This window comes from Pseudomonas sp. NFACC51 (assembly GCF_900103575.1).
In the GTDB taxonomy this organism is placed as follows: domain Bacteria; phylum Pseudomonadota; class Gammaproteobacteria; order Pseudomonadales; family Pseudomonadaceae; genus Aquipseudomonas; species Aquipseudomonas fluorescens_Q.
In genome coordinates this window covers 152,393-172,418 of sequence record NZ_FMXH01000012.1, presented here as the reverse complement: position 1 = coordinate 172,418, position 20,026 = coordinate 152,393, and the positions used below count along the sequence as shown (strand labels likewise).

The window sequence follows — 20,026 nt, the reverse complement described above, 5'->3', positions numbered from 1 at the left end:
CACACCGCTTTCGCGGGCAAGCCCGCTCCCACAGGGTTTGCGTCGAATTACTGAACGGTCGCGCCGCCTTCTTGCTGCATGCGCTGCAATTCTTGCGCGTACAGGGCATCGAAGTTCACCGGAGCCAGCATCAGGGCCGGGAACGAACCGCGGGTCACCAGGCTGTCCAGGGTTTCGCGGGCGTAGGGGAACAGGATGTTCGGGCAGAACGCACCCAGGGTATGGCTCATCGAAGCCGCATCCAGGTTCTTGATCAGGAAGATCCCGGCCTGCTGCACTTCGGCGATGAACGCCACTTCTTCACCGTTCTTCACGGTCACCGACAGGGTCAGCACCACTTCATGGAAGTCGTCTTCCAGGGCCTTCTGGCGGGTGTTCAGGTCCAGGCCGACGCTCGGCTCCCACTGCTGGCGAAAGATCGCCGGGCTTTTCGGGGCCTCGAAGGACAGGTCACGGACATAAATGCGCTGCAAGGAGAATTGCGGTGCGGCTTCTTCTTCGCTGGCAGCTGTGTTCTGTTGGTCAGTCATCGCAGATCCTTCTTACTTTCAGGTTCTTGAGTGGGAAATTCAGGCCTTGAGCATCGCGTCGAGCTTGCCGGCGCGCTCCAGGGCGAACAGATCATCGCAGCCGCCCACGTGGGTGCTGCCGATCCAGATCTGCGGCACGGACGTGCGTCCGGCCTTTTGGGTCATTTCGGCGCGCAGTTGCGGCTTGCCGTCGACCTTGATCTCTTCGAAAGCCACGCCTTTGTTCTGGAGCAGGTACTTGGCTCGAGAGCAATAGGGGCAGTAATCGCTGGAATAGACAACGACGTGGGCCATCTCACTTCACCAGGGGCAGGTTGTCGGCTTTCCAGCTCGTAACGCCACCGGAGAGCTTGGCGGCGGTGAAACCGGATTTCATCAACTCGCGGGCAAGGGTACCGGCGTGCTGGCCTTGGGCATCCACTAGGATCAGCGTCTTGGCCTTGTGCTTTTCCAGTTCGCCGATGCGCGCGATCAGTTTGTCCTGGGGAATGTTCAATGCCCCGACAATGTGACCGGCGGCGTAATCCTTGCTCGGGCGGATGTCCACCACCACACCGGCATCCTTGTTGACCAGCGCCGTCAGCTCGCCGGTGCTCAGGCTACGACCGCCACCCTGCATCGTATGGGCGACCAGCAACGCCAGCAGTACGACGAAGATACCGACGAGAATGTAGTGGTTAGTGGCAAATTCAATCAGGTGAGCAACCATCGAAGGAGGTTCCAGGGCGTTAAAATGTCGGCCAGTATACACAGCACGCAAGGCCGGCCAAACCCCGCCCGGCGGTGACGCCGTCGGAACTTACCTTTAAACTGCCCGTCCCTTTTCCATCGTCTTCTTTTAACCCGCCACGAGTGGATTCCATGACTACCACGCCTAAACCTTTGGTCCTGATGATTCTCGACGGCTTCGGTCACAGTGACAGCCACGAATCCAATGCCGTGTATTCGGCCAACAAGCCCGTGCTGGACCGCCTGTGGGCCACCGTGCCCAACGGCCTGATTTCCGGCAGCGGCATGGACGTCGGCCTGCCGGACGGGCAGATGGGCAACTCCGAAGTCGGCCACATGAACCTCGGCGCAGGCCGCGTGGTGTATCAGGACTTCACCCGTGTGACCAAATCGATCCGCGACGGTGAGTTCTTCGAAAACCCGACCATCTGCGCCGCCGTGGATAAAGCCGTGGCCGCCGGCAAGGCCGTGCACTTCATGGGCCTGCTGTCCGACGGTGGCGTGCACAGCCATCAGGACCACCTGATCGCCATGGCCGAACTGGCCTTCAAGCGCGGCGCCGAGCAGATCTACCTGCACGCGTTCCTCGATGGCCGCGACACCCCGCCGAAAAGCGCCACCTCGTCGATCGAACTGCTGGACGCCACCTTCCAGGCCCTCGGCAAGGGGCGCATCGCCAGCCTCATTGGCCGCTATTACGCCATGGACCGTGACAACCGTTGGGACCGTGTGTCCCAGGCCTACAACCTGATCGTCGACGGCAGCGCCGAATTCAACGCCGCCACCGCCCAGGAAGGCCTGCAGGCCGCCTACGAGCGCGGCGAAAGCGACGAGTTCGTCAAGGCCACCACCATTGGCGAACCGGTCAAGGTCGAGGACGGCGATGCCGTGGTGTTCATGAACTTCCGCGCCGACCGTGCTCGCGAACTGACCCGCGTGTTTGTCGAAGACGATTTCAAGGAATTCGAACGCGCCCGCCAGCCGAAACTGGCCGGTTTCGTCATGCTGACCCAATACGCCGCCAGCATCCCCGCGCCATCGGCCTTCGCCGCCGGCAGCCTGGAAAACGTGCTGGGTGACTACCTGGCGAAAAACGGCAAGACCCAACTGCGCATCGCCGAGACCGAAAAGTACGCCCACGTGACGTTCTTTTTCTCCGGCGGCCGCGAAGAACCCTTCCCGGGCGAAGAACGCATCCTGATCCCCTCGCCGAAAGTCGCCACCTACGACCTGCAACCGGAGATGAGCGCGCCGGAAGTGACCGACCGCATCGTCGAGGCCATTGAAAACCAGCGTTACGACGTGATCGTGGTCAACTATGCCAACGGCGACATGGTCGGCCACAGCGGCGTGTTCGAGGCGGCGGTCAAGGCCGTGGAATGCCTGGACACCTGCGTTGGCCGCATCGTCGAAGCCCTGGAAAAGGTCGGCGGCGAAGCATTGATCACGGCTGACCACGGCAACGTCGAGCAGATGTCCGACGAATCCACCGGCCAGGCCCACACCGCTCACACCACCGAGCCGGTGCCGTTCATTTATGTCGGCAAGCGTGACTTCAAGGTCCGCGAGGGCGGCGTACTGGCTGATGTGGCGCCAACCATGCTGATGTTGCTGGGCATGGAAAAGCCGGCGGAGATGACCGGGACTTCGATCCTGGTCTGACCAACACGTAGTCACCGAGCATGGGCTTGTCGTGGCGAGGGAGCTTGCTCCCGCTCGGCTGCGAAGCAGTCGTGAACTGGCGGGTGCGGTGTGTCTGATGCTCCGCATCTGGCAGGTTTTAGGACCGCTTCGCGGCCCAGCGGGAGCAAGCTCCCTCGCCACGGGCTTGTCATTGCCTCAAGTGAACAGCAAGCCCGCTCCCACATGGGGTTTGCAGTGTTTTCCAGGCCAGTTATCACACAGCCCCAAATGGGCGTTTTTTTTGCAGCGTGGGGCGGGCATACTAGGCCGTCCCTTTCCCTGGTGTCGCCCGCCTCTATGCTTCGCGTCCTGATAGCCCTCGCTCTGACTTGCCTGCTCCAACCGGCCTTTGCCGACGAGCGCGCGCAAACCCAACAACAGTTGGAAGCCACGCGCCAGGACATTGCCGAGCTGAAAAAACTGCTGGGCAAGTTGCAGGAAGAGAAATCCAGCGTGCAGAAAGACCTGCGCGGCACCGAAACCGAGATGGGCAATCTGGAGAAACAGGTCGACGCGCTGCAAAAAGAGCTGAAGAAAAGCGAATCCGAGCTGCAACGACTCGATGGAGAGAAAAAAAAACTCCAGAGCGCGCGCACTGAACAGCAAAAGCTGATCGCCATCCAGGCCCGGGCCGCCTACCAGAACGGTCGCCAGGAATACCTCAAGCTGCTGCTCAACCAGCAGAATCCCGAGAAGTTCGCCCGCACCCTCACCTATTACGATTACCTGAGCCAGGCCCGCCTGGAACAACTCAAGAGCTTCAACGAAACCCTGCGCCAACTGGCCAATGTCGAAAAAGACATCGAATTGCAGCAAGCCCAGTTGTTGGTGCAGAAAAGCAGCCTCGACACCCAGCGCGAAGAACTCGAGAAAGTTCGCAAGGAACGCCAGGTGGCCCTGGCCAAGCTCAATGAAGACGTGAAAGCCCGCGACAGCAAGCTCAAGGCCCGCGAGCAGGACCAGGCCGAGCTGGCAAACGTGTTGAAAACCATCGAGCAAACCCTGGCCCGCCAGGCCCGAGAGGCAGAAGAAGCGCGCCAGAAAGCGCTGATCGCCCAGCAGGAAGCCGAAAAAAAGCGTTTGCGTGAAGCCCAGGCCGACGCAGACGCCGGCGACGCACCGCGCAAACCGGCAAAATCCAGCCCCGGCGCACTGGTTTCCAGTGACGGCGAAACCTTTGGCGGCGCTTTTGCTTCAGCCCGAGGCAAACTTCCATGGCCGGTCAATGGTCGATTACTAGCGCGCTTCGGTGAAACCCGTGGCGACGACACCCGCACCAAGTGGGACGGCGTGATGATCAGCGCCTCCGCCGGCAGCCAGGTGCATGCGGTTCATGGCGGGCGCGTGGTATTCGCCGACTGGCTACGCGGCGCCGGCCTGCTGGTGATCCTGGATCACGGCAACGGTTATTTGAGCCTGTACGGCCACAACCAGACGCTGCTCAAGTCGGCGGGGGATGTGGTCAAGGCCGGTGAGTCCATCTCCACGGTCGGCAACAGTGGCGGGCAGGATACGCCAGCACTGTATTTCGCTATTCGTCAGCAGGGTCGCCCCAGTGACCCGGCCCAATGGTGTCGTGCGCAAGGATAAGCGCGCCCATCCTATTAAGGAGTTCGTTCGACATGCTGCATTTGTCCCGCCTTACCTCGCTGGCCCTGACGATCGCCCTGGTGATCGGTGCGCCCCTGGCTTTCGCCGCCGAACCGGCCCCGTCGGCACCCGCCGCCACAGCCGCGACCACCAAGGCCCCGCTGCCGCTGGACGAACTGCGCACCTTTGCCGAGGTCATGGACCGGATCAAGGCCGCCTACGTGGAACCTGTGGATGACAAGATGCTGCTGGAGAACGCCATCAAAGGCATGCTCAGCAACCTTGACCCGCACTCGGCCTACCTGGGGCCGGACGACTTTGCCGAACTGCAGGAAAGCACCAGCGGCGAATTCGGCGGCCTGGGCATCGAGGTCGGCAGCGAAGACGGTTTCGTCAAAGTGGTTTCGCCGATCGACGACACGCCCGCTTCCAAGGCCGGCATCCAGGCCGGCGACTTCATCGTCAAGATCAATGGCCAGCCAACGCGCGGCCAGAGCATGACCGAAGCCGTGGACAAGATGCGCGGCAAGATCGGCCAGAAGATCACCCTGACCCTGGTGCGCGACGGCGGTACGCCATTCGACGTGACCCTGACCCGTGCGGTCATCCAGGTCAAAAGCGTGAAGAGCCAACTGCTGGAGTCGGGCTACGGCTACATCCGCATCACCCAGTTCCAGGTCAAGACCGGCGAAGAAGTCGCCAAGGCCCTGGCCAAGATGCGCAAGGACAACGGCAAGAAGCTCAACGGCCTGGTCCTGGACCTGCGCAACAACCCCGGCGGCGTGCTGCAATCGGCGGTGGAAGTGGTGGACCACTTCATCACCAAGGGCCTGATCGTCTACACCAAGGGGCGTATCGCCAATTCCGAGCTGCGCTTCTCGGCCACCGGCAACGACCTGAGCGAAGCCGTGCCATTGGTGGTGCTGATCAACGGCGGCAGCGCCTCGGCCTCGGAAATCGTCGCCGGCGCCCTGCAGGATCAGAAGCGTGGCGTGGTCATGGGCACCACCAGTTTCGGCAAAGGCTCGGTACAGACCGTATTGCCGCTGAACAACGACCGCGCCCTGAAGATCACCACCGCGCTGTACTTCACGCCCAACGGTCGCTCGATCCAGGCCCAGGGCATCGTCCCGGACATCGAGGTGCGCAAGGCCAAGATCACCAACGAGCAGGACAGCGAATACTTCAAGGAAGCCGACCTGCAAGGCCACCTGGGCAATGGCAACGGCGGCGCCGACAAACCGACCGGTTCCGGTGGCAAGGCCAAGCCAATGCCGCAGGATGACGACTATCAGTTGGCCCAGGCCTTGAGCCTGCTCAAAGGGTTGAACATCACGTCCGGCCGCTGAGATGGGCCTGCGCTTCACCTTCGTCCTGCTGTGCCTGCTAGCGGGAGCCGTTAACGCGGCGCCCGCCACGCCCTCTTCGCCGCACAAGGCCTACCTGAGCCTGATCATCGACGACCTGGGGCAAAACCTGCCCCGGGATCGCCGGGTACTGGCCCTCCCCGGCCCGGTCACCACCGCGATCATGCCTGACACGCCCCACGCCGCCGAATTCGCCCGCGAAGCCCATCGCGCCGGCAAACTGGTCATGCTGCACATGCCCATGGACCCGGCCACCGGGCCGTTCGCCTGGCATCCGGAGCTGCCCATCGAAGAACTGGGCAAGCGCCTCGACGCCGCGTTCGCTGCCGTGCCTTATACCAGCGGGATCAACAATCACATGGGCAGCCGCATGACTGCCCAGCCCCAGGCCATGGCGTGGCTGATGGCGAACTTGCAGCAGCGACACAAGTTTTTCGTCGACAGCCGCACCAGCGCCCAGACAGTCGCCGCCGCCGAGGCCCAGAAGATCGGCCTCGCCAGTGTCTCGCGGGACGTGTTCCTGGACGACGAGCGCACCGAAGCGGCCATTGCCCGCCAGCTCCAGACCGCCATCGATTTGGCCCGCCGGCAAGGCTCGGCCGTAATGATCGGGCACCCCTACCCACAGACCCTGGCAGTGCTCGAACGCGAACTACCCAAGCTCAAGGCCCAGGGCATCGAGTGGATCGACATCAAGTCGATGATCAGCCTGCGCAGCAATCGGGCGATGGTCGGGCATGGGAAGGATGGGGTTTATCGGTAGCGGCTGGGCTCTATCTCAAACCGCGTCGCCTTCATCGCGAGCAGGCTCGCGATGGCGGCAATGCGGCGGGTACAGCCCTTAGAGATACCGCGCCATGATCGCGTCCACTTCACCTTCCTTGCGCAATTCATCCAGGGCCTTTTGAAGCCGGGCAACCACATCGTCAGGCACGTCCTTGTTCAAGGCCAGGTACAACTCGGCACTGTTGAAGCGCAGCACGGTCTTGAGATCGGTCACCCCTTCCTGACGCGCCAGATAACGCCCGGCAGGATCGCCTGTGGCCCACAGATCGATCTGGCCGTTGACCAGTTTCCGGGCGTTGTCCTGATCGCGCAACACGACCATCGGCTTCAGTCCCTGCTTGGCCAGCGTCTCGGCAATCGCGTCGCCCTTGTAGGCACCGATCTTGTACTGACGCGCCTGCTCCAACGAGTCGAGAGCGATCTTGCTGTCGGCCTTGGCGAGCATGATCCAGTCGTCCGGACCGATGGGGCCGACCCATTTGAAAAGCTTTTCACGCTCCGGCAACCGCGCCATGACAAACACACCGTAACCCGGATTTTCCAGGGCAAGTTTGTAGATGCGCTCCCAAGGGAAACGTAGCGTCAGACTGTAGGAGATATCGGCACGTTTGAATATTTCACGGACGACGTCCACGGCAATGCCATGGATGTTCTCGTCCTGGGCGAAGTTCTTGCCGTTCTTGGCCATGTTGTACGGTGGGAAGTTTTCAGTCAGCAACACCAGCGATGTATCAGCAGCGCGGACGGTGCCTGCGAGCAGCAACGTGGCACCGGCAAAGGCAAGAACGAGGCGTTTGAGCATGTCGGGCTACCGCAATCCATGGTGTGCCCAAGAGTGCCTTGGGCCCGCCATGGTGTCCAGCGATCAGCGAATGCAGATACCGCGATGCGCCATGTAGGCCTTGGCTTCCGGCACGGTGTACTCGCCAAAGTGGAAAATGCTCGCCGCCAGCACCGCGCTGGCATGGCCCTCCAGGATGCCGTCGGCCAGGTGTTGCAGGTTGCCGACACCGCCGGAAGCGATCACAGGAATACCCAGGGCATCGCTGATGGCGCGGGTGACGCCCAGGTCGAAGCCGTTTTTCATGCCGTCCTGGTCCATGCTGGTCAGCAGGATTTCACCGGCGCCCAGGCCTTCCATCTTCTTCGCCCACTCCACGGCATCGAGGCCCGTGGGCTTGCGGCCGCCGTGGGTGAAGATTTCCCAGCGCGGGGTTTCGCCCGGGCCGGAGACCTTCTTCGCGTCGATGGCAACGACGATACATTGCGAGCCGAAGTGCTGGGCCGCTTCGCCGACGAATTCCGGGTTGAACACCGCCGCGGTGTTGATCGACACCTTGTCGGCACCGGCATTGAGCAGGTTGCGGATGTCCTGCACGGTGCGCACGCCACCGCCCACGGTCAGCGGGATGAACACTTGGCTGGCCATGCGCTCGACGGTATGGAGCGTGGTATCGCGGCCATCGACGCTGGCTGTGATGTCGAGGAAGGTGATCTCGTCCGCACCCTGTTCGTCGTAGCGACGGGCGATTTCCACCGGGTCGCCGGCATCACGGATGTTCTCGAACTTGACGCCCTTGACCACCCGGCCGTTGTCCACGTCCAGGCAAGGGATGATGCGTTTGGCCAGCGCCATGATGAGTCCTCAGCCTTTGTAGGAGTCGCAGAAGGCCTGGGCCTCGGCGACGTCCAGGGTGCCTTCGTAGATCGCGCGACCGGTGATCGCACCGATGATGCCCGGCGCCTTGGCGTCGAGCAGTGCCTTGATGTCACCCAGGTTGTGGATGCCACCGGAGGCGATCACCGGAATCCTGGTGGCGGCAGCCAGAGCGGCGGTGAACGGGACATTGCAGCCCTGCATCATGCCGTCTTTGGCGATGTCGGTGTAGACAATGGCAGACACGCCATCGGCCTCGAAACGCTTGGCCAGGTCGATCACCTGCACGGTGCTGACTTCAGCCCAGCCGTCGGTGGCGACGAAACCGTCTTTTGCGTCGAGGCCAACGATAACCTTGCCCGGGAAGGCGCGGCAGGCTTCGGCGACGAACTCAGGCTCCTTCACCGCCTTGGTGCCGATGATCACGTAGCTCACGCCGGCCTTGACGTAGTGCTCGATGGTTTCCAGCGAGCGAATGCCACCGCCGATCTGGATCGGCAGGTTCGGATAACGCTTGGCGATGGCCGTGACCACTTCACCGTTGACCGGCTGCCCTTCGAAGGCGCCATTGAGGTCGACCAGATGCAGGCGACGGCAGCCGCCCTCCACCCACTTGGCGGCCATGCTCACCGGGTCATCGGAAAACACCGTGGAGTCTTCCATGCGGCCCTGACGCAGACGTACGCAAGCGCCGTCCTTGAGATCGATAGCGGGGATAATCAGCATCTGGCAAACCTTCAAATACGAATATTCAGCTTGGCTCGAAAATCAATTTTTCTCGAGCGCCCACAAGTCGCTTTCAATGCTTTCGAACCTTTCTTTAAGGTGCGTCTGCACATCGAAAATCGCCCTGTTGTAATAGTGCGGAGCAATTTCGCGGGTAAACAGGTCAAGAATTTCCGCCGCTTCGAACGAGCCCAGGTCCAGCTCGAAACGCTCCTCCATGAACCGCTGGATCTTGCGGTTCGCCTCGCTCTCCTGCTCGGGCGTGAGGGTGAGGATCGGCGGTTTCTTGCGGGCCATTACCAGCGCCCGTCCCACGCTGCGAAGTTCTGCAACAGTTGCAGGCCATGGGTATGGCTCTTCTCGGGGTGGAACTGCACGGCGAAGCGCGAGCCATCGGCCAGGGCTGCGGCGAAATCGACGCCATAGTGACCGCTGCCCACCACCTGCCGCGCATTACCGGCGGCGATATAGTAGCTATGCACGAAGTAGAAGCGCGCCAGGTCCGGGATGTTGTGCCACAACGGGTGATCCACCGTCTGTTTCACTTCGTTCCAGCCCATGTGCGGGACTTTCAGGTGCTCGCCGTCTTCATGCAGGCCCTTGCCGAAAAACTTCACCTGGCCTGGAAACATGGAGATGCAATCGACGCCGTCGTTCTCTTCGCTGCGCTCGAGCAAGGCTTGCATGCCCACGCAGATGCCAAGGAACGGACGGTCCTGGCTGACTTCGTGCACCAGCTTGTCGAAGCCCAGGCGACGAATCTCGGCCATGCAATCGCGAATCGCACCGACGCCTGGAAACACCACCCGGTCAGCTTCGCGAATCACGTCGGCATCGCTGGTGATCAGCACCTTGCCGGCACCCACGTGCTCGAGGGCCTTGGCCACCGAGTGCAGGTTGCCCATGCCGTAGTCGATAACCGCGACCGTCTGCATTACAGGACGCCCTTGGTGGAAGGCATCTGGCCGGCCATGCGGTCATCGAGCTCCACAGCCATGCGCAGGGCGCGGCCGAAAGCCTTGAACACGGTTTCGATCTGGTGGTGGGTGTTGTGCCCGCGCAGGTTGTCGATGTGCAAGGTCACGTTGGCGTGGTTGACGAAGCCCTGGAAGAATTCCTGGAACAGGTCGACGTCGAAGCCGCCGACGGTGGCACGGGTGTACGGCACATGCATCTGCAGGCCCGGACGGCCAGAGAAGTCGATGACCACACGCGACAGCGCCTCATCGAGCGGCACGTAGGCATGGCCGTAGCGACGGATGCCCTTCTTGTCGCCGATGGCTTTGGTAAAGGCCTGGCCCAAGGTGATACCGACGTCTTCCACCGTGTGGTGGTCGTCGATATGCAGGTCGCCCTTGCTGACGATGTCCAGGTCGATCAGCCCGTGACGGGCGATCTGGTCCAGCATGTGCTCAAGAAAAGGCACGCCGATATCAAACCGGGCCTTTCCGGTGCCATCCAGGTTGATCGAGGCTTTGATCTGGGTTTCCAGAGTGTCGCGCTCGACAGACGCCTTACGTTCGGCCATCACCAGCTCCGCAAAATCATTGGGCGAAAAAGGCAGCCATTATAGGGGCGCGAGCGGCAAACAGAAACACGGGAGGTGATATCCCTGACGGGTTGTCTCCCGCGCTGTCGGCGATAGACATGTCCATACAAGTCTTTGCCATCACCCAAAACGACTGTGGGAGCGAGCTTGCTCGCGATGGCGGTGGGTCAGCAGACAATGATGTCGACTGACACGCCCCCATCGCGAGCAGGCTCGCTCCCACAAGGGTTGCCCTGAGCCGATGACACAGGGCAACGGTCTTAGCGGAACAACACCGCTGTCTTCTGCAGGGTCACCCACACACCCCACGCCAACGGAATGCCCACCACCAGCCAGGCGGCGATCGCCAGGGGCTTGGTGCCCGGCGCGGCTTTCCATTCCAGCGAAGTGCTGCTGTCGGCGCCCTTGTCATGGCCCAGCGCCTGTTCGGCGGCCAGTTCGGCGTCGGTCATGAAGTACTTGTCGGCGACCGGGCGGACCAGCAGGTTGCACAGGAAGCCCAGCACCAGCAGGCCGGCGAGGATATACAAGGTGATGTCATAGGCCGCGGCACGTTCGACGCCGATGCTCAGCTGATATTCACGCAGGTAGTTCACCAGGACCGGACCCAGCACGCCTGCCGCCGCCCAGGCGGTCAACAGCCGACCGTGGATCGCGCCGACCATTTGCGTACCGAACAGGTCCGCCAGGTACGCCGGCACAGTGGCGAAACCGCCGCCGTACATCGACAGGATGATGCAGAACGCCGCCACGAACAGCGCGACGCTGCCCAGGTGACCCAGGTTCGGGATCAGCGCGTACAGGGCAAAGCCCAGGGCGAAGAACACGAAATAGGTGTTTTTGCGACCCAGGTAATCCGAGAAGGATGCCCAGAAGAACCGGCCGCCGATGTTGAACAAGCTCAACAGACCGGTGAAGCCGGCCGCGATGGCCGCGATCTGGCCCAGTTGCGTAGCGTCCAGTTGGCCAAACGGCAGGTCGTTGCCGAGCAACTTGCCACCGAACACTTCCTGCAACAGAGGCGAAGCCATGCCGAGGATGCCGATACCGGCGGATACATTCAGGCACAGCACCAGCCATACCAGACGGAACTGCGGGGTTTTCCAGGCCACGTTCACGTGAACGTGGCGATGGGTGATCATCGCGTTCGCGGCTTTCTTCGGTGCCGGGGTCCAGCCTTCAGGCTTCCAACCGGTTGGCGGGACGCGGTACGACAAGGCGCCACCGATCATGAACACAAAGTAGATCGCGGCCATGACCAGGAAGCTCTGCCATACGCCCACGCCGGTTGGCGAAGCGAAATGGCTCATCAGCGCCGCGGCCAGCGGAGCACCGACCATCGCACCGCCGCCAAAGCCCATGATCGCCATGCCAGTGGCCATGCCGCGCTTGTCCGGGAACCACTTGATCAGGGTCGACACTGGGGAGATATAGCCCAGACCCAGGCCGATACCGCCGATCACACCGGAACCGACCCACATCAGCCAGATCTGGTGGGTATAGATACCCAGCGCGGAAATCAGCAGGCCACCGCACCAGCACAAGGCCGATACAACGCCGGCCTTGCGTGGCCCGGCGTGTTCCAGCCAGCCGCCCCAGATGGCTGCCGAGCAACCCAGGAAGATGAAGAACAGGGTGTAGATCCAACCGAGCATCGAGATCGGCCAGTCACATTGGGACGAAAAGACTTGCGAGATGAAGCTCATATCCGGTGCACAGGCCACAGGCTTGGTGATACCCAAGGCTTTGGACAGTGGCAGCCAGAACACCGAGAAGCCGTAGGCCATGCCGATGCAGAGGTGAATAGCCAGTGCGGCCGGTGGAACCAACCACCGGTTGAAACCGGGCTTGGCGATGATGCGCTCTTTGGAGAGGAACGCTGGCTGGTCGGCGATGCCGCCAGCCGTGATGCTCGTGCTCATTGTGTATCCCCCAGTTATTGGAATGGTCCGTCAGCCACGCGTCACCCTCAGCCTTCATTGCACGCAGGCATGGCTGTATTTTCTGGTGAAGCTCCATAGTGTGCGACATCAAGTCGCAGAAGGACGGACGAACGGGCAAAGGTTACCATTTGCTCGCGGCAGAAAAACCAAAGTGATATCACCTTTTTCCTGCCATCTGTCTTATCGCACGCCCGCCGGCTTTCTATAGGGGGCTAACGATTTATTTTTTCAGGAATTTCCATGCCCATCGTTGTCGAGCTCATTACAGACGCCAGCTGTCAGGACCAACAGGACCTGCAGAAAATCTACCGGGATGCCCCGGCCTGGCTGTTCGAACCGTTTAGCGATGCCACGCAACTGATCAAGCAATGCCTTGAGGAAGGCTCGCTGATCGCGGCACGCTTCAATGACCGACTGCTCGGCGCAGCACGCCTGCAACGGCACCAGAACGCCTGGCGCTTGTCCCACCTGTGCGTACGAAACGTTACCCGTCGCCGTGGCGTGGCTGAACGGCTGGTGAGCGAAGCTCGGCGAATGGCCGCACCAAGCGGTGCCGAGCTGCACTTGTTGGCCCCGGCCGGGCATCTGCAAACCCAGGCGCTGGCGGCCAAATTGAGATTGCCGCTGGACGAATGCTAGTTAAAGCCGAACACAAATCCCTGTGGCGAGGGAGCTTGCTCCCGCTGGGGGGCGCAGTCCCCCCAAACCCAACGCCTCGGTGTGTTCAGGCACACCGATTCGCCTGGTTTGGGGCTGCTTCGCAGCCCAGCGGGAGCAAGCTCCCTCGCCACAGGATCACACCTGCCGGCCTGACTGCGAGGGAGTGAGACACGATCACCCAACGCGCCACTAATTCGGGGCGTTATACTCCCGGCTAAATTTTGAACTCAACCTACAAGGATTCGCCCATGAAAGCGTTCGGCAAAATCCTGGGTCTGGTACTTCTCGGGCTGTTGCTGATCATTGTGGCCCTGGGCTTTGCCCTGACCCACCTGTTCGATCCCAACGACTACAAAGAAGAGATCCGCCAGATAGCCCGCGACAAGGCCCACATCGAGCTGACCCTCAATGGCGACATTGGCTGGAGCCTGTTTCCGTGGCTGGGCCTTGAGTTGCACGATGCCAGCGTCGCGACCTTGGCCAGTCCGACCCAGCCTTTCGCTGACCTGCAGATGCTCGGCCTTTCGGTCCGGGTAATACCGCTGCTGCGCCGGGAAGTACAAATGAGCGATGTGCGGGTCGAAGGCCTGAACCTGCGGCTCAATCGTGACAAGAACGGGCACGGCAACTGGGAAGACATCGGCAAGGTGCCGGCCTCTGCGTCGACGGCGAACGCGCCGGCCCCCGTGCCATCCCAACAACCGACCCCGCCCGTCAGTACCCCGGCAGAAAAACCTGCCCAGCCGACCCGACTGGATATCGATAGCCTGACCGTGAACAACGCCCGGGTCGAATACACCGACGAGCAGACCGGCAAGCTGTTCACGGCCGAGAGCATCCAACTGAGCACCGGCCCGGTTCACGATTCCACCAACATTCCAGTCACCCTGACCGCATTCCTGTCCAGCAACCAGCCGGCCGTACGCGTACGCACCGAAGTGACGGGGGAACTGCGCTTCGAACGTGCCTTGAAGCGCTACAAGTTCGAAGACCTGAAACTGTCCGGCGAAGCCACCGGCGATCCCTTGCAGGGCAAGACCCTGAACTTCGCCGTCCAAGGCCAACTGTTCCTGGACAAAGCCGCAAACGTCGCCGAGTGGACCGGCATCAAGCTGTCGCTCAATCAACTGCGCGCCCTGGGTGAACTGAAGGTCAACGACCTCGACAAGACCCCGCAATTGAATGGCGGCGTGTCCATCGCCCAGTTCGACTTGGCGAAGTTCGTCGAAAGCATCGGCCAGAAACTCCCAGCCATGGCCGAAGGCAGCCTGAGCAAGGTCGAGCTGTCCAGCCGCATTGCCGGTACGCCAACCAGTGTCGAGCTCAACGACATCAACCTGAAAGTGGACGACAGCAACTTCAGCGGTCGCATCGCCGTGGAGGACTTCGCCAAGCAGTCCCTGCGCGCGCAGCTCAAGGCCGACACGTTCAACGTCGACCGCTACCTGGCGCCAAAGTCCGCCGAAGCCGACAGTTCCAAGGCGGCCCGTGAGGCTGAAGTCAGCAACACCGAAGCCAGCGCCATGGCCGGTGCCGGCAGTACACCGCTGCCAAGCGCCCCGACTCAGGGCGCCTGGAGTAACGATCGACTGTTTCCAGTGGAACGCCTGAGCAAGCTGGACCTCGATGCTGACCTGGCCTTCGGGCAACTGACCCTCGATAAACTGCCAATCCAGAACGCTGCGCTCAAGGCCACCGGCCGAGGCGGCCTGCTGACCCTGGAGAACCTGCGAGGCGACCTGTACAGCGGCAACTTCGAAACCAAGGGCACCCTGGACGTGCGCCAGCCTACGCCGCAACTGAGCCTGCAAACGCGCATCAATCGGGTCCCTGCCGAGAAGATCATCGAAAGCCAAGGCAAGAATCCGCCGGTCAAAGGCCTCGTCACCGTCAACAGCGCGATCACCGCCAGCGGCAATAGCCAGAAAGCCCTGATCGACAGCCTCAACGGCACCGCCGGGTTCGTCATCAACGATGGCGTGCTGCTCAATGCCAACCTCGAACAGCAATTGTGCAAAGGCATCGCCACCCTCAATCGCAAGAGCCTCAGCGGCGAACCCCGGGGCAAGGACACGCCGTTCCAGCAACTCAACGGCAATCTCACCTTCAACAATGGCGTTGCCAACAACCCGGACCTGAAAGTCCGCATCCCCGGCATGACCGTCAACGGCAACGGCGACATCGACCTGCGTGTACTGGGCATGGATTATCGCGTCGGCGTCATCGTCGAAGGCGACAAGAGCGATATGCCCGACCCGGCCTGCCAGGTCAACGAACGCTACGTCGACGTCGAATGGCCATTGCGCTGCCGCGGCCCGCTGGAACTCGGCGCCAAGGCCTGTCGCCTGGACAACGACGGGCTGGGCAAGGTCGCGGCGAAACTGGCCGGCGACCGTCTCGGCGACAAGATCGATGAGAAGCTGGGCGACAAGGTCAGCCCCGAACTCAAAGATGCGCTCAAGGGGCTGTTCAAGCGATGAGAGCCGAGCAGTTTTCCACCGCCGTACTGGACTGGTTCGACCGCCACGGGCGCCACGATTTGCCCTGGCAGCAGGCCATCTCGCCCTATCGGGTATGGGTCTCGGAAATCATGCTGCAGCAGACCCAGGTCAGTACCGTGCTCAACTACTTCGACCGGTTCATGGCCTCGCTGCCTACCGTTCAAGCCCTGGCCGCCGCGCCGGAGGACGAAGTGCTGCACCTGTGGACCGGGCTGGGCTATTACACCCGTGCACGCAACTTGCAGAAAACCGCGAAAATCGTCGTCGAGCAGTACGACGGGGAATTCCCCCGGGACGTGGAAAAACTCACCGAGCTGCCGGGGATCGGCCTGTCCACCGCCGGCGCCATCGCCAGCATCAGCATGGGCCTGCGGGCACCGATCCTCGATGGCAATGTCAAGCGGGTACTGGCGCGCTTCACCGCCCAGGAAGGCTACCCAGGCGAACCCAAGGTGGCGAAACAGCTGTGGGCCACCGCCGAGCGCTTCACGCCGCAAGACCGGGTCAACGCCTACACCCAGGCGATGATGGACCTGGGCGCCACACTCTGTACCCGCAGCAAGCCCAGTTGCCTGCTCTGCCCGCTGAAGCAAGGCTGCGAGGCCCACATGCTGGGCCTGGAAACCCGCTACCCGATTCCCAAGCCTCGCAAGGAAGTGCCCAAGAAGCGTACCTTGATGCCGATGCTGGCGAACAACGAAGGCGCAATCCTGCTTTACCGTCGCCCTTCCACGGGGCTGTGGGGCGGCCTGTGGAGCCTGCCGGAACTCGACGACCTCGACGACCTGCAGCATCTGGCCCTGCAACACTCGCTGGAGTTGGGCAGCCAACAGGAAATGCCAAGCCTGGTGCACACCTTCAGCCACTTCCAGTTGGCGATCGAACCCTGGCTGGTCCGGGTCCGGGAAACCGGCCATCACGTGGCCGAGGCCGACTGGCTCTGGTATAACCTCGCCACCCCGCCGCGCCTGGGCCTTGCCGCCCCGGTCAAAACCTTGCTCGAACGCGCGGCCGCCGTAATGAACGCAGGAGAGTTGCAATGACCCGCACCATCATGTGCCGCAAGTACAAAGAAGAACTGGAAGGCCTGGAACGTGCACCGTTCCCGGGTGCCAAGGGCCAGGACATCTACGACCATGTCTCGGCCAAGGCCTGGGCCGACTGGCAGAAACACCAGACCCTGCTGATCAATGAAAAACGCCTGAACATGATGAACGCTGAAGATCGCAAATACCTTCAGGGCGAGATGGACAAGTACTTTTCCGGCGAAGATTACGCCAAGGCCGAAGGCTACGTACCGCCGTCCGAATAAGCTGTCCCGCGTGGGGGCGGATCGTAAGCGACGGTAATAATTAAATATTTTTTGAAAACGTGCTTGACGCCCCCCTGAAAAACCCGTTTAATGCGCCCCGTTGCCCAGATAGCTCAGTCGGTAGAGCAGGGGATTGAAAATCCCCGTGTCGGCGGTTCGATTCCGTCTCTGGGCACCAAATACCGAAAACCCCGATCAAGAAATTGATCGGGGTTTTTTATTGTCCGGGATTTTCTTTCTCCGCCTGATCGACTCGGCTACATTCGTCCACTCCCCTCCAGCAAGCGAGTCGACATGGACATCACCGGCATCCCCTTTGGCACCACCGATTGGTCAACCATCGAACCCACCGAGCACAAAGGCGTCACCGGAACCGCTTATTGGCGCACCCAACAGTTCGGGAGCATTCGCGTGCGGATGGTGGAATATACGCCGGGGTACCTAGCCGACCATTGGTGCACCAAAGGCCACATCCTGTTTTGCCTCAAGGGCGAACTCAATACTGAACTTGAAGATGGCCGGCAATTCTTGCTCAGGCCCGGCATGAGCTACCAAGTAGCAGACCAGGCCGAGCCTCATCGATCCTCCACTTCATCGGGAGCTACGCTCTTCATAGTGGATTGAGATTCGAAGCGTCGGCGTTGAAGCTGTAGGATAGATGGCCTTATCCATCAGGAATCCGGCCATGTCATCGGCGAACAAACAGCACAAGCGCAGCCAGCGCGCCAAGGCGAAAGCCAAGCAGAACCGCACCCGGCGTGCTGCTGCGCCGAACGATTTCCTCGACCCGAACGACGAGCGCATCGATCTGGAAACCGTGGACCTGACGGAGTTGTTCCAACTCATGAGTGCCGCCGAAAAGGTCAGCCAGAAAGCGATGTGCGAAGCGTTCCTGGCCCATCCACTGCTGGCGCTGGTTTTGGAACAGGAAGGCGAGGAAGAAGCGACCGACTTCATCATTACCGCATTGATCGAATACCGCCGTCTGACCACGGGCGTGGATGAACAGACCGCGCTGGACTGGGTGGAAAGCAAGCCATTCCAGGCCGATTATGTGGCCGCGTCCCAGGCGCTGGCCCAAGGCTCGATCTGACCGTCATCCCGCCAAGCGCTTTTGTGATGAAAGCGTCTGCGATGGACGACAACCCTCAGAGAAAGCTCCTACAAGCCAGGGTCAATCGACATAGGGCGGCGTCAAATCCGTCCTGCATGAATCAGCTTTTAATCCTCCAGGCCAATCAGCCCGGTCCTGCATCATCAAAACTTCCTCTGGAGCATGCTTTGGGTCCACCCCTTCTCAATGGCTGGACACATCGATGACTTCAATTTCACCTCAAGACGACCCGCAGCTCGCGCCACTGATCAGTGAACTCGGCCAATTGATCCAGCAGGCACGCCAGAAGGTCTTGCGCGCCGTCGATACCCTGCAGGTGCAAACGTGCTGGCAAATCGGGCGACATATCATTGAGTTCGAGCAAGGAGGCGCCGAACGAGCGGCTTATGGAAAACGTCTGCTGACGTCGCTGGCGAAAGTGCTGACGGCGCGGTTTGGCAAGGGGTTTGATGCGTCTAATCTGCGCTATATGCGACTTTTTTATCAAGCATTTCCAATGTGTGACGCACTGCGTCACGAATTGAGTTGGACCCACTATCGCCTACTACTCCGTGTTGAAAATGACAATGCACGTCATTGGTACATGAATGAAGCAGCAACGCAAAACTGGTCCACCCGCGCCCTGGAACGCCAGATCGGCACCTTCTATTACGAACGCCTACTGGCCAGCCGCGACAGGCCGGCAGTGGAGCAGGAGGCCCTCGTCAATCTCAAGGAACTGAACCTCGGCCCCAGGGATATCGTCAGGGATCCGGTGGTCCTGGAGTTCCTCGGGCTGCCCAATGCCGGCACGCTCCTGGAAACAGAACTGGAACAGGCCCTGATTGACCAATTACAGGGATTCCTGCTTGAGTTGGGCAAGGGCTTCGCCTTCATCGCCCGCCAGCAACGCATCAGTACCGAAAGCAAAGACTTCTACCTCGACCTGGTCTTCTACAACTATCTGCTCAAGTGTTTTGTAATCGTCGACCTGAAACGTGGCGAACTGAGCCATCAGGACATCGGGCAAATGGACATGTATGTGCGCCTCTACGACGACCTCAAGCGCGACCCCGATGACAAACCCACCGTCGGCATCATTCTGTGCGCCCAGAAAGACGAATCGGTGGTGCGTTATTCCGTGCTGCAAGGTAACGAACAGCTATTCGCCAGCCAGTACCAGCTGGTACTGCCCACCGAGCAAGAGCTGAGCAGAGAACTGGATCGTGAACGCGCCCGACTTGAGGAAATGGCAACCGGGCCTGGCGTCTGAGGGGAAGACAGTCGCTATCAGGATGGCGTTGCAAATTGGCAGGGGCATCATCCAGGCCCATGGCGGTAAACTGCACGCCGAAAGCCAGCCAGGCCAGGGCAGCGAATTGCGCTTTAGCGTGCCGAAAATCGACTGAGCCGGGCACTGTCCCCTAACGAATTGGAAACCGAAGCCCAATGGCCTCACTGAACAAGCAGCAAAAACGCGCCAAGCGCGCCAAAGACAAAGCCAAGCAGATCCGCATGAGCGGGCGCAAATCGATCCCAATGTATGGCGACCCGGCCCACGCCACCGCCCAGCCACCGGTCTACGTGCTGGAACTGTTCGCCAAGCTGCGCGAAGCCGAGGCCATCAGCCGCAGTGAAATGCTCGATACGTTGCTCGCGTCCCTGAGCGTGATGATCATCGAACGCCCAGGTCTGCTCGACCTGAAAAACGCCGAAAACGAAAGCATGGCCGCCACCAACCTGGCGGCCGACATGCTGGTGGACTACCGCATGTGGGTCGATGACATGGACCGCGAGACGGCGCAGCGCTGGCTCAGCACCCCGGAGTTCATCCAGGACTTCAGCGAGGCGCTGGACCGTTATCGCCAGTCGATGGAAGAACCGGCCAGCGAATAACCGG

General features: G+C 61.1%; 22 protein-coding genes and 1 tRNA gene. 13 read left to right on the top strand and 10 right to left on the bottom strand.

Annotated elements, in window-relative coordinates:
* Positions 1–47: 47 nt before the first annotated feature.
* The 3 genes from secB to BLT00_RS22470 are packed head-to-tail and all read right to left on the bottom strand — an operon-like array spanning position 48 to position 1,239.
* Positions 48–530, bottom strand: coding sequence for a protein-export chaperone SecB (gene secB / locus BLT00_RS22480; RefSeq protein ID WP_063323358.1), 483 nt, complete (start codon positions 528–530; stop codon positions 48–50).
* Positions 531–569: 39 nt separating this feature from the next.
* Positions 570–824 carry a glutaredoxin 3 gene (gene grxC / locus BLT00_RS22475; protein ID WP_063323359.1) on the bottom strand — a complete coding sequence of 85 codons (255 nt, stop codon included), beginning with the start codon at positions 822–824 and terminating at the stop codon, positions 570–572.
* 1 nt (position 825) lies between these two features.
* On the bottom strand, positions 826–1,239 hold the full coding sequence (locus BLT00_RS22470; protein ID WP_092146476.1) for a rhodanese-like domain-containing protein: 414 nt from the start codon (positions 1,237–1,239) through the stop codon (positions 826–828).
* 152 nt (positions 1,240–1,391) lie between these two features.
* Here BLT00_RS22470 and gpmI point away from each other — a divergent pair, with 152 nt between their 5' ends.
* The 4 genes from gpmI to BLT00_RS22450 all read left to right on the top strand — a co-directional run bounded on the left by gpmI (position 1,392) and on the right by BLT00_RS22450 (position 6,662).
* Positions 1,392–2,921 (top strand): 2,3-bisphosphoglycerate-independent phosphoglycerate mutase, encoded by a 1,530-nt coding sequence (gene gpmI / locus BLT00_RS22465; protein ID WP_092146478.1) that lies wholly within the window; start codon positions 1,392–1,394, stop codon positions 2,919–2,921.
* A gap of 318 nt (positions 2,922–3,239) precedes the next feature.
* The gene (locus BLT00_RS22460; RefSeq protein WP_092146480.1) at positions 3,240–4,532 is read left to right on the top strand and encodes a murein hydrolase activator EnvC family protein; all 1,293 of its coding nucleotides are present in this window, start codon (positions 3,240–3,242) and stop codon (positions 4,530–4,532) included.
* Between the two features lie 32 nt (positions 4,533–4,564).
* Positions 4,565–5,881: a S41 family peptidase gene (locus tag BLT00_RS22455; RefSeq protein ID WP_063323363.1), complete on the top strand. Its 1,317-nt coding sequence runs from the start codon at positions 4,565–4,567 to the stop codon at positions 5,879–5,881.
* 1 nt (position 5,882) lies between these two features.
* Entirely contained in the window at positions 5,883–6,662 is a 780-nt protein-coding gene (locus BLT00_RS22450) for a divergent polysaccharide deacetylase family protein (protein ID WP_092146482.1), read from the top strand.
* 78 nt (positions 6,663–6,740) lie between these two features.
* Here the strand turns inward: BLT00_RS22450 and BLT00_RS22445 are convergent, their stop codons facing one another.
* The 7 genes from BLT00_RS22445 to BLT00_RS22415 form a co-directional block, all read right to left on the bottom strand.
* Positions 6,741–7,487 (bottom strand): substrate-binding periplasmic protein, encoded by a 747-nt coding sequence (locus tag BLT00_RS22445; RefSeq protein ID WP_092146484.1) that lies wholly within the window; start codon positions 7,485–7,487, stop codon positions 6,741–6,743.
* Positions 7,488–7,550: 63 nt separating this feature from the next.
* Entirely contained in the window at positions 7,551–8,321 is a 771-nt protein-coding gene (gene hisF / locus BLT00_RS22440; RefSeq protein ID WP_003196830.1) for an imidazole glycerol phosphate synthase subunit HisF, read from the bottom strand.
* A gap of 9 nt (positions 8,322–8,330) precedes the next feature.
* Positions 8,331–9,068, bottom strand: a complete 738-nt coding sequence (gene hisA / locus BLT00_RS22435) for a 1-(5-phosphoribosyl)-5-[(5-phosphoribosylamino)methylideneamino]imidazole-4-carboxamide isomerase (protein ID WP_063323366.1) — start codon at positions 9,066–9,068, stop codon at positions 8,331–8,333.
* 42 nt (positions 9,069–9,110) lie between these two features.
* The gene (locus tag BLT00_RS22430; RefSeq protein ID WP_003186749.1) at positions 9,111–9,365 is read right to left on the bottom strand and encodes a DUF2164 domain-containing protein; all 255 of its coding nucleotides are present in this window, start codon (positions 9,363–9,365) and stop codon (positions 9,111–9,113) included.
* Positions 9,365–10,003 carry an imidazole glycerol phosphate synthase subunit HisH gene (gene hisH, locus BLT00_RS22425; protein ID WP_018606318.1) on the bottom strand — a complete coding sequence of 213 codons (639 nt, stop codon included), beginning with the start codon at positions 10,001–10,003 and terminating at the stop codon, positions 9,365–9,367. The genes BLT00_RS22430 and hisH overlap by 1 nt, the downstream gene beginning before the upstream one ends.
* Positions 10,003–10,596, bottom strand: a complete 594-nt coding sequence (hisB, locus tag BLT00_RS22420; RefSeq protein WP_003186751.1) for an imidazoleglycerol-phosphate dehydratase HisB — start codon at positions 10,594–10,596, stop codon at positions 10,003–10,005. Before hisB ends, hisH begins: the two co-directional genes overlap by 1 nt.
* Positions 10,597–10,877: 281 nt before the next feature.
* A complete protein-coding gene (locus BLT00_RS22415) occupies positions 10,878–12,539 on the bottom strand; it encodes an OFA family MFS transporter (protein ID WP_092146486.1) in 1,662 nt (553 codons plus the stop codon).
* A 261-nt stretch (positions 12,540–12,800) separates the two neighbouring features.
* On the opposite strand from BLT00_RS22415, the gene panM reads away from it, so the two are divergent.
* The 9 genes from panM to BLT00_RS22370 all read left to right on the top strand — a co-directional run bounded on the left by panM (position 12,801) and on the right by BLT00_RS22370 (position 20,022).
* The gene (gene panM / locus BLT00_RS22410; protein WP_092146488.1) at positions 12,801–13,199 is read left to right on the top strand and encodes an aspartate 1-decarboxylase autocleavage activator PanM; all 399 of its coding nucleotides are present in this window, start codon (positions 12,801–12,803) and stop codon (positions 13,197–13,199) included.
* A gap of 269 nt (positions 13,200–13,468) precedes the next feature.
* The gene (locus BLT00_RS22405) at positions 13,469–15,700 is read left to right on the top strand and encodes an AsmA family protein (RefSeq protein ID WP_072342853.1); all 2,232 of its coding nucleotides are present in this window, start codon (positions 13,469–13,471) and stop codon (positions 15,698–15,700) included.
* Positions 15,697–16,764 (top strand): A/G-specific adenine glycosylase, encoded by a 1,068-nt coding sequence (gene mutY, locus BLT00_RS22400; RefSeq protein WP_092146490.1) that lies wholly within the window; start codon positions 15,697–15,699, stop codon positions 16,762–16,764. Before BLT00_RS22405 ends, mutY begins: the two co-directional genes overlap by 4 nt.
* Positions 16,761–17,033 (top strand): oxidative damage protection protein, encoded by a 273-nt coding sequence (locus BLT00_RS22395; RefSeq protein ID WP_003196814.1) that lies wholly within the window; start codon positions 16,761–16,763, stop codon positions 17,031–17,033. The genes mutY and BLT00_RS22395 overlap by 4 nt, the downstream gene beginning before the upstream one ends.
* Before the next feature lie 102 nt (positions 17,034–17,135).
* Positions 17,136–17,211, top strand: a tRNA-Phe gene (locus BLT00_RS22390).
* Between the two features lie 116 nt (positions 17,212–17,327).
* Positions 17,328–17,657 (top strand): DHCW motif cupin fold protein, encoded by a 330-nt coding sequence (locus BLT00_RS22385; RefSeq protein ID WP_063323371.1) that lies wholly within the window; start codon positions 17,328–17,330, stop codon positions 17,655–17,657.
* Between the two features lie 61 nt (positions 17,658–17,718).
* A complete protein-coding gene (locus tag BLT00_RS22380) occupies positions 17,719–18,126 on the top strand; it encodes a hypothetical protein (protein ID WP_063323372.1) in 408 nt (135 codons plus the stop codon).
* A gap of 223 nt (positions 18,127–18,349) precedes the next feature.
* Positions 18,350–19,399, top strand: a complete 1,050-nt coding sequence (locus BLT00_RS22375) for a PDDEXK nuclease domain-containing protein (protein ID WP_092146492.1) — start codon at positions 18,350–18,352, stop codon at positions 19,397–19,399.
* 176 nt (positions 19,400–19,575) lie between these two features.
* Positions 19,576–20,022 carry a hypothetical protein gene (locus BLT00_RS22370; protein ID WP_092146494.1) on the top strand — a complete coding sequence of 149 codons (447 nt, stop codon included), beginning with the start codon at positions 19,576–19,578 and terminating at the stop codon, positions 20,020–20,022.
* Positions 20,023–20,026 lie beyond the last annotated feature (4 nt).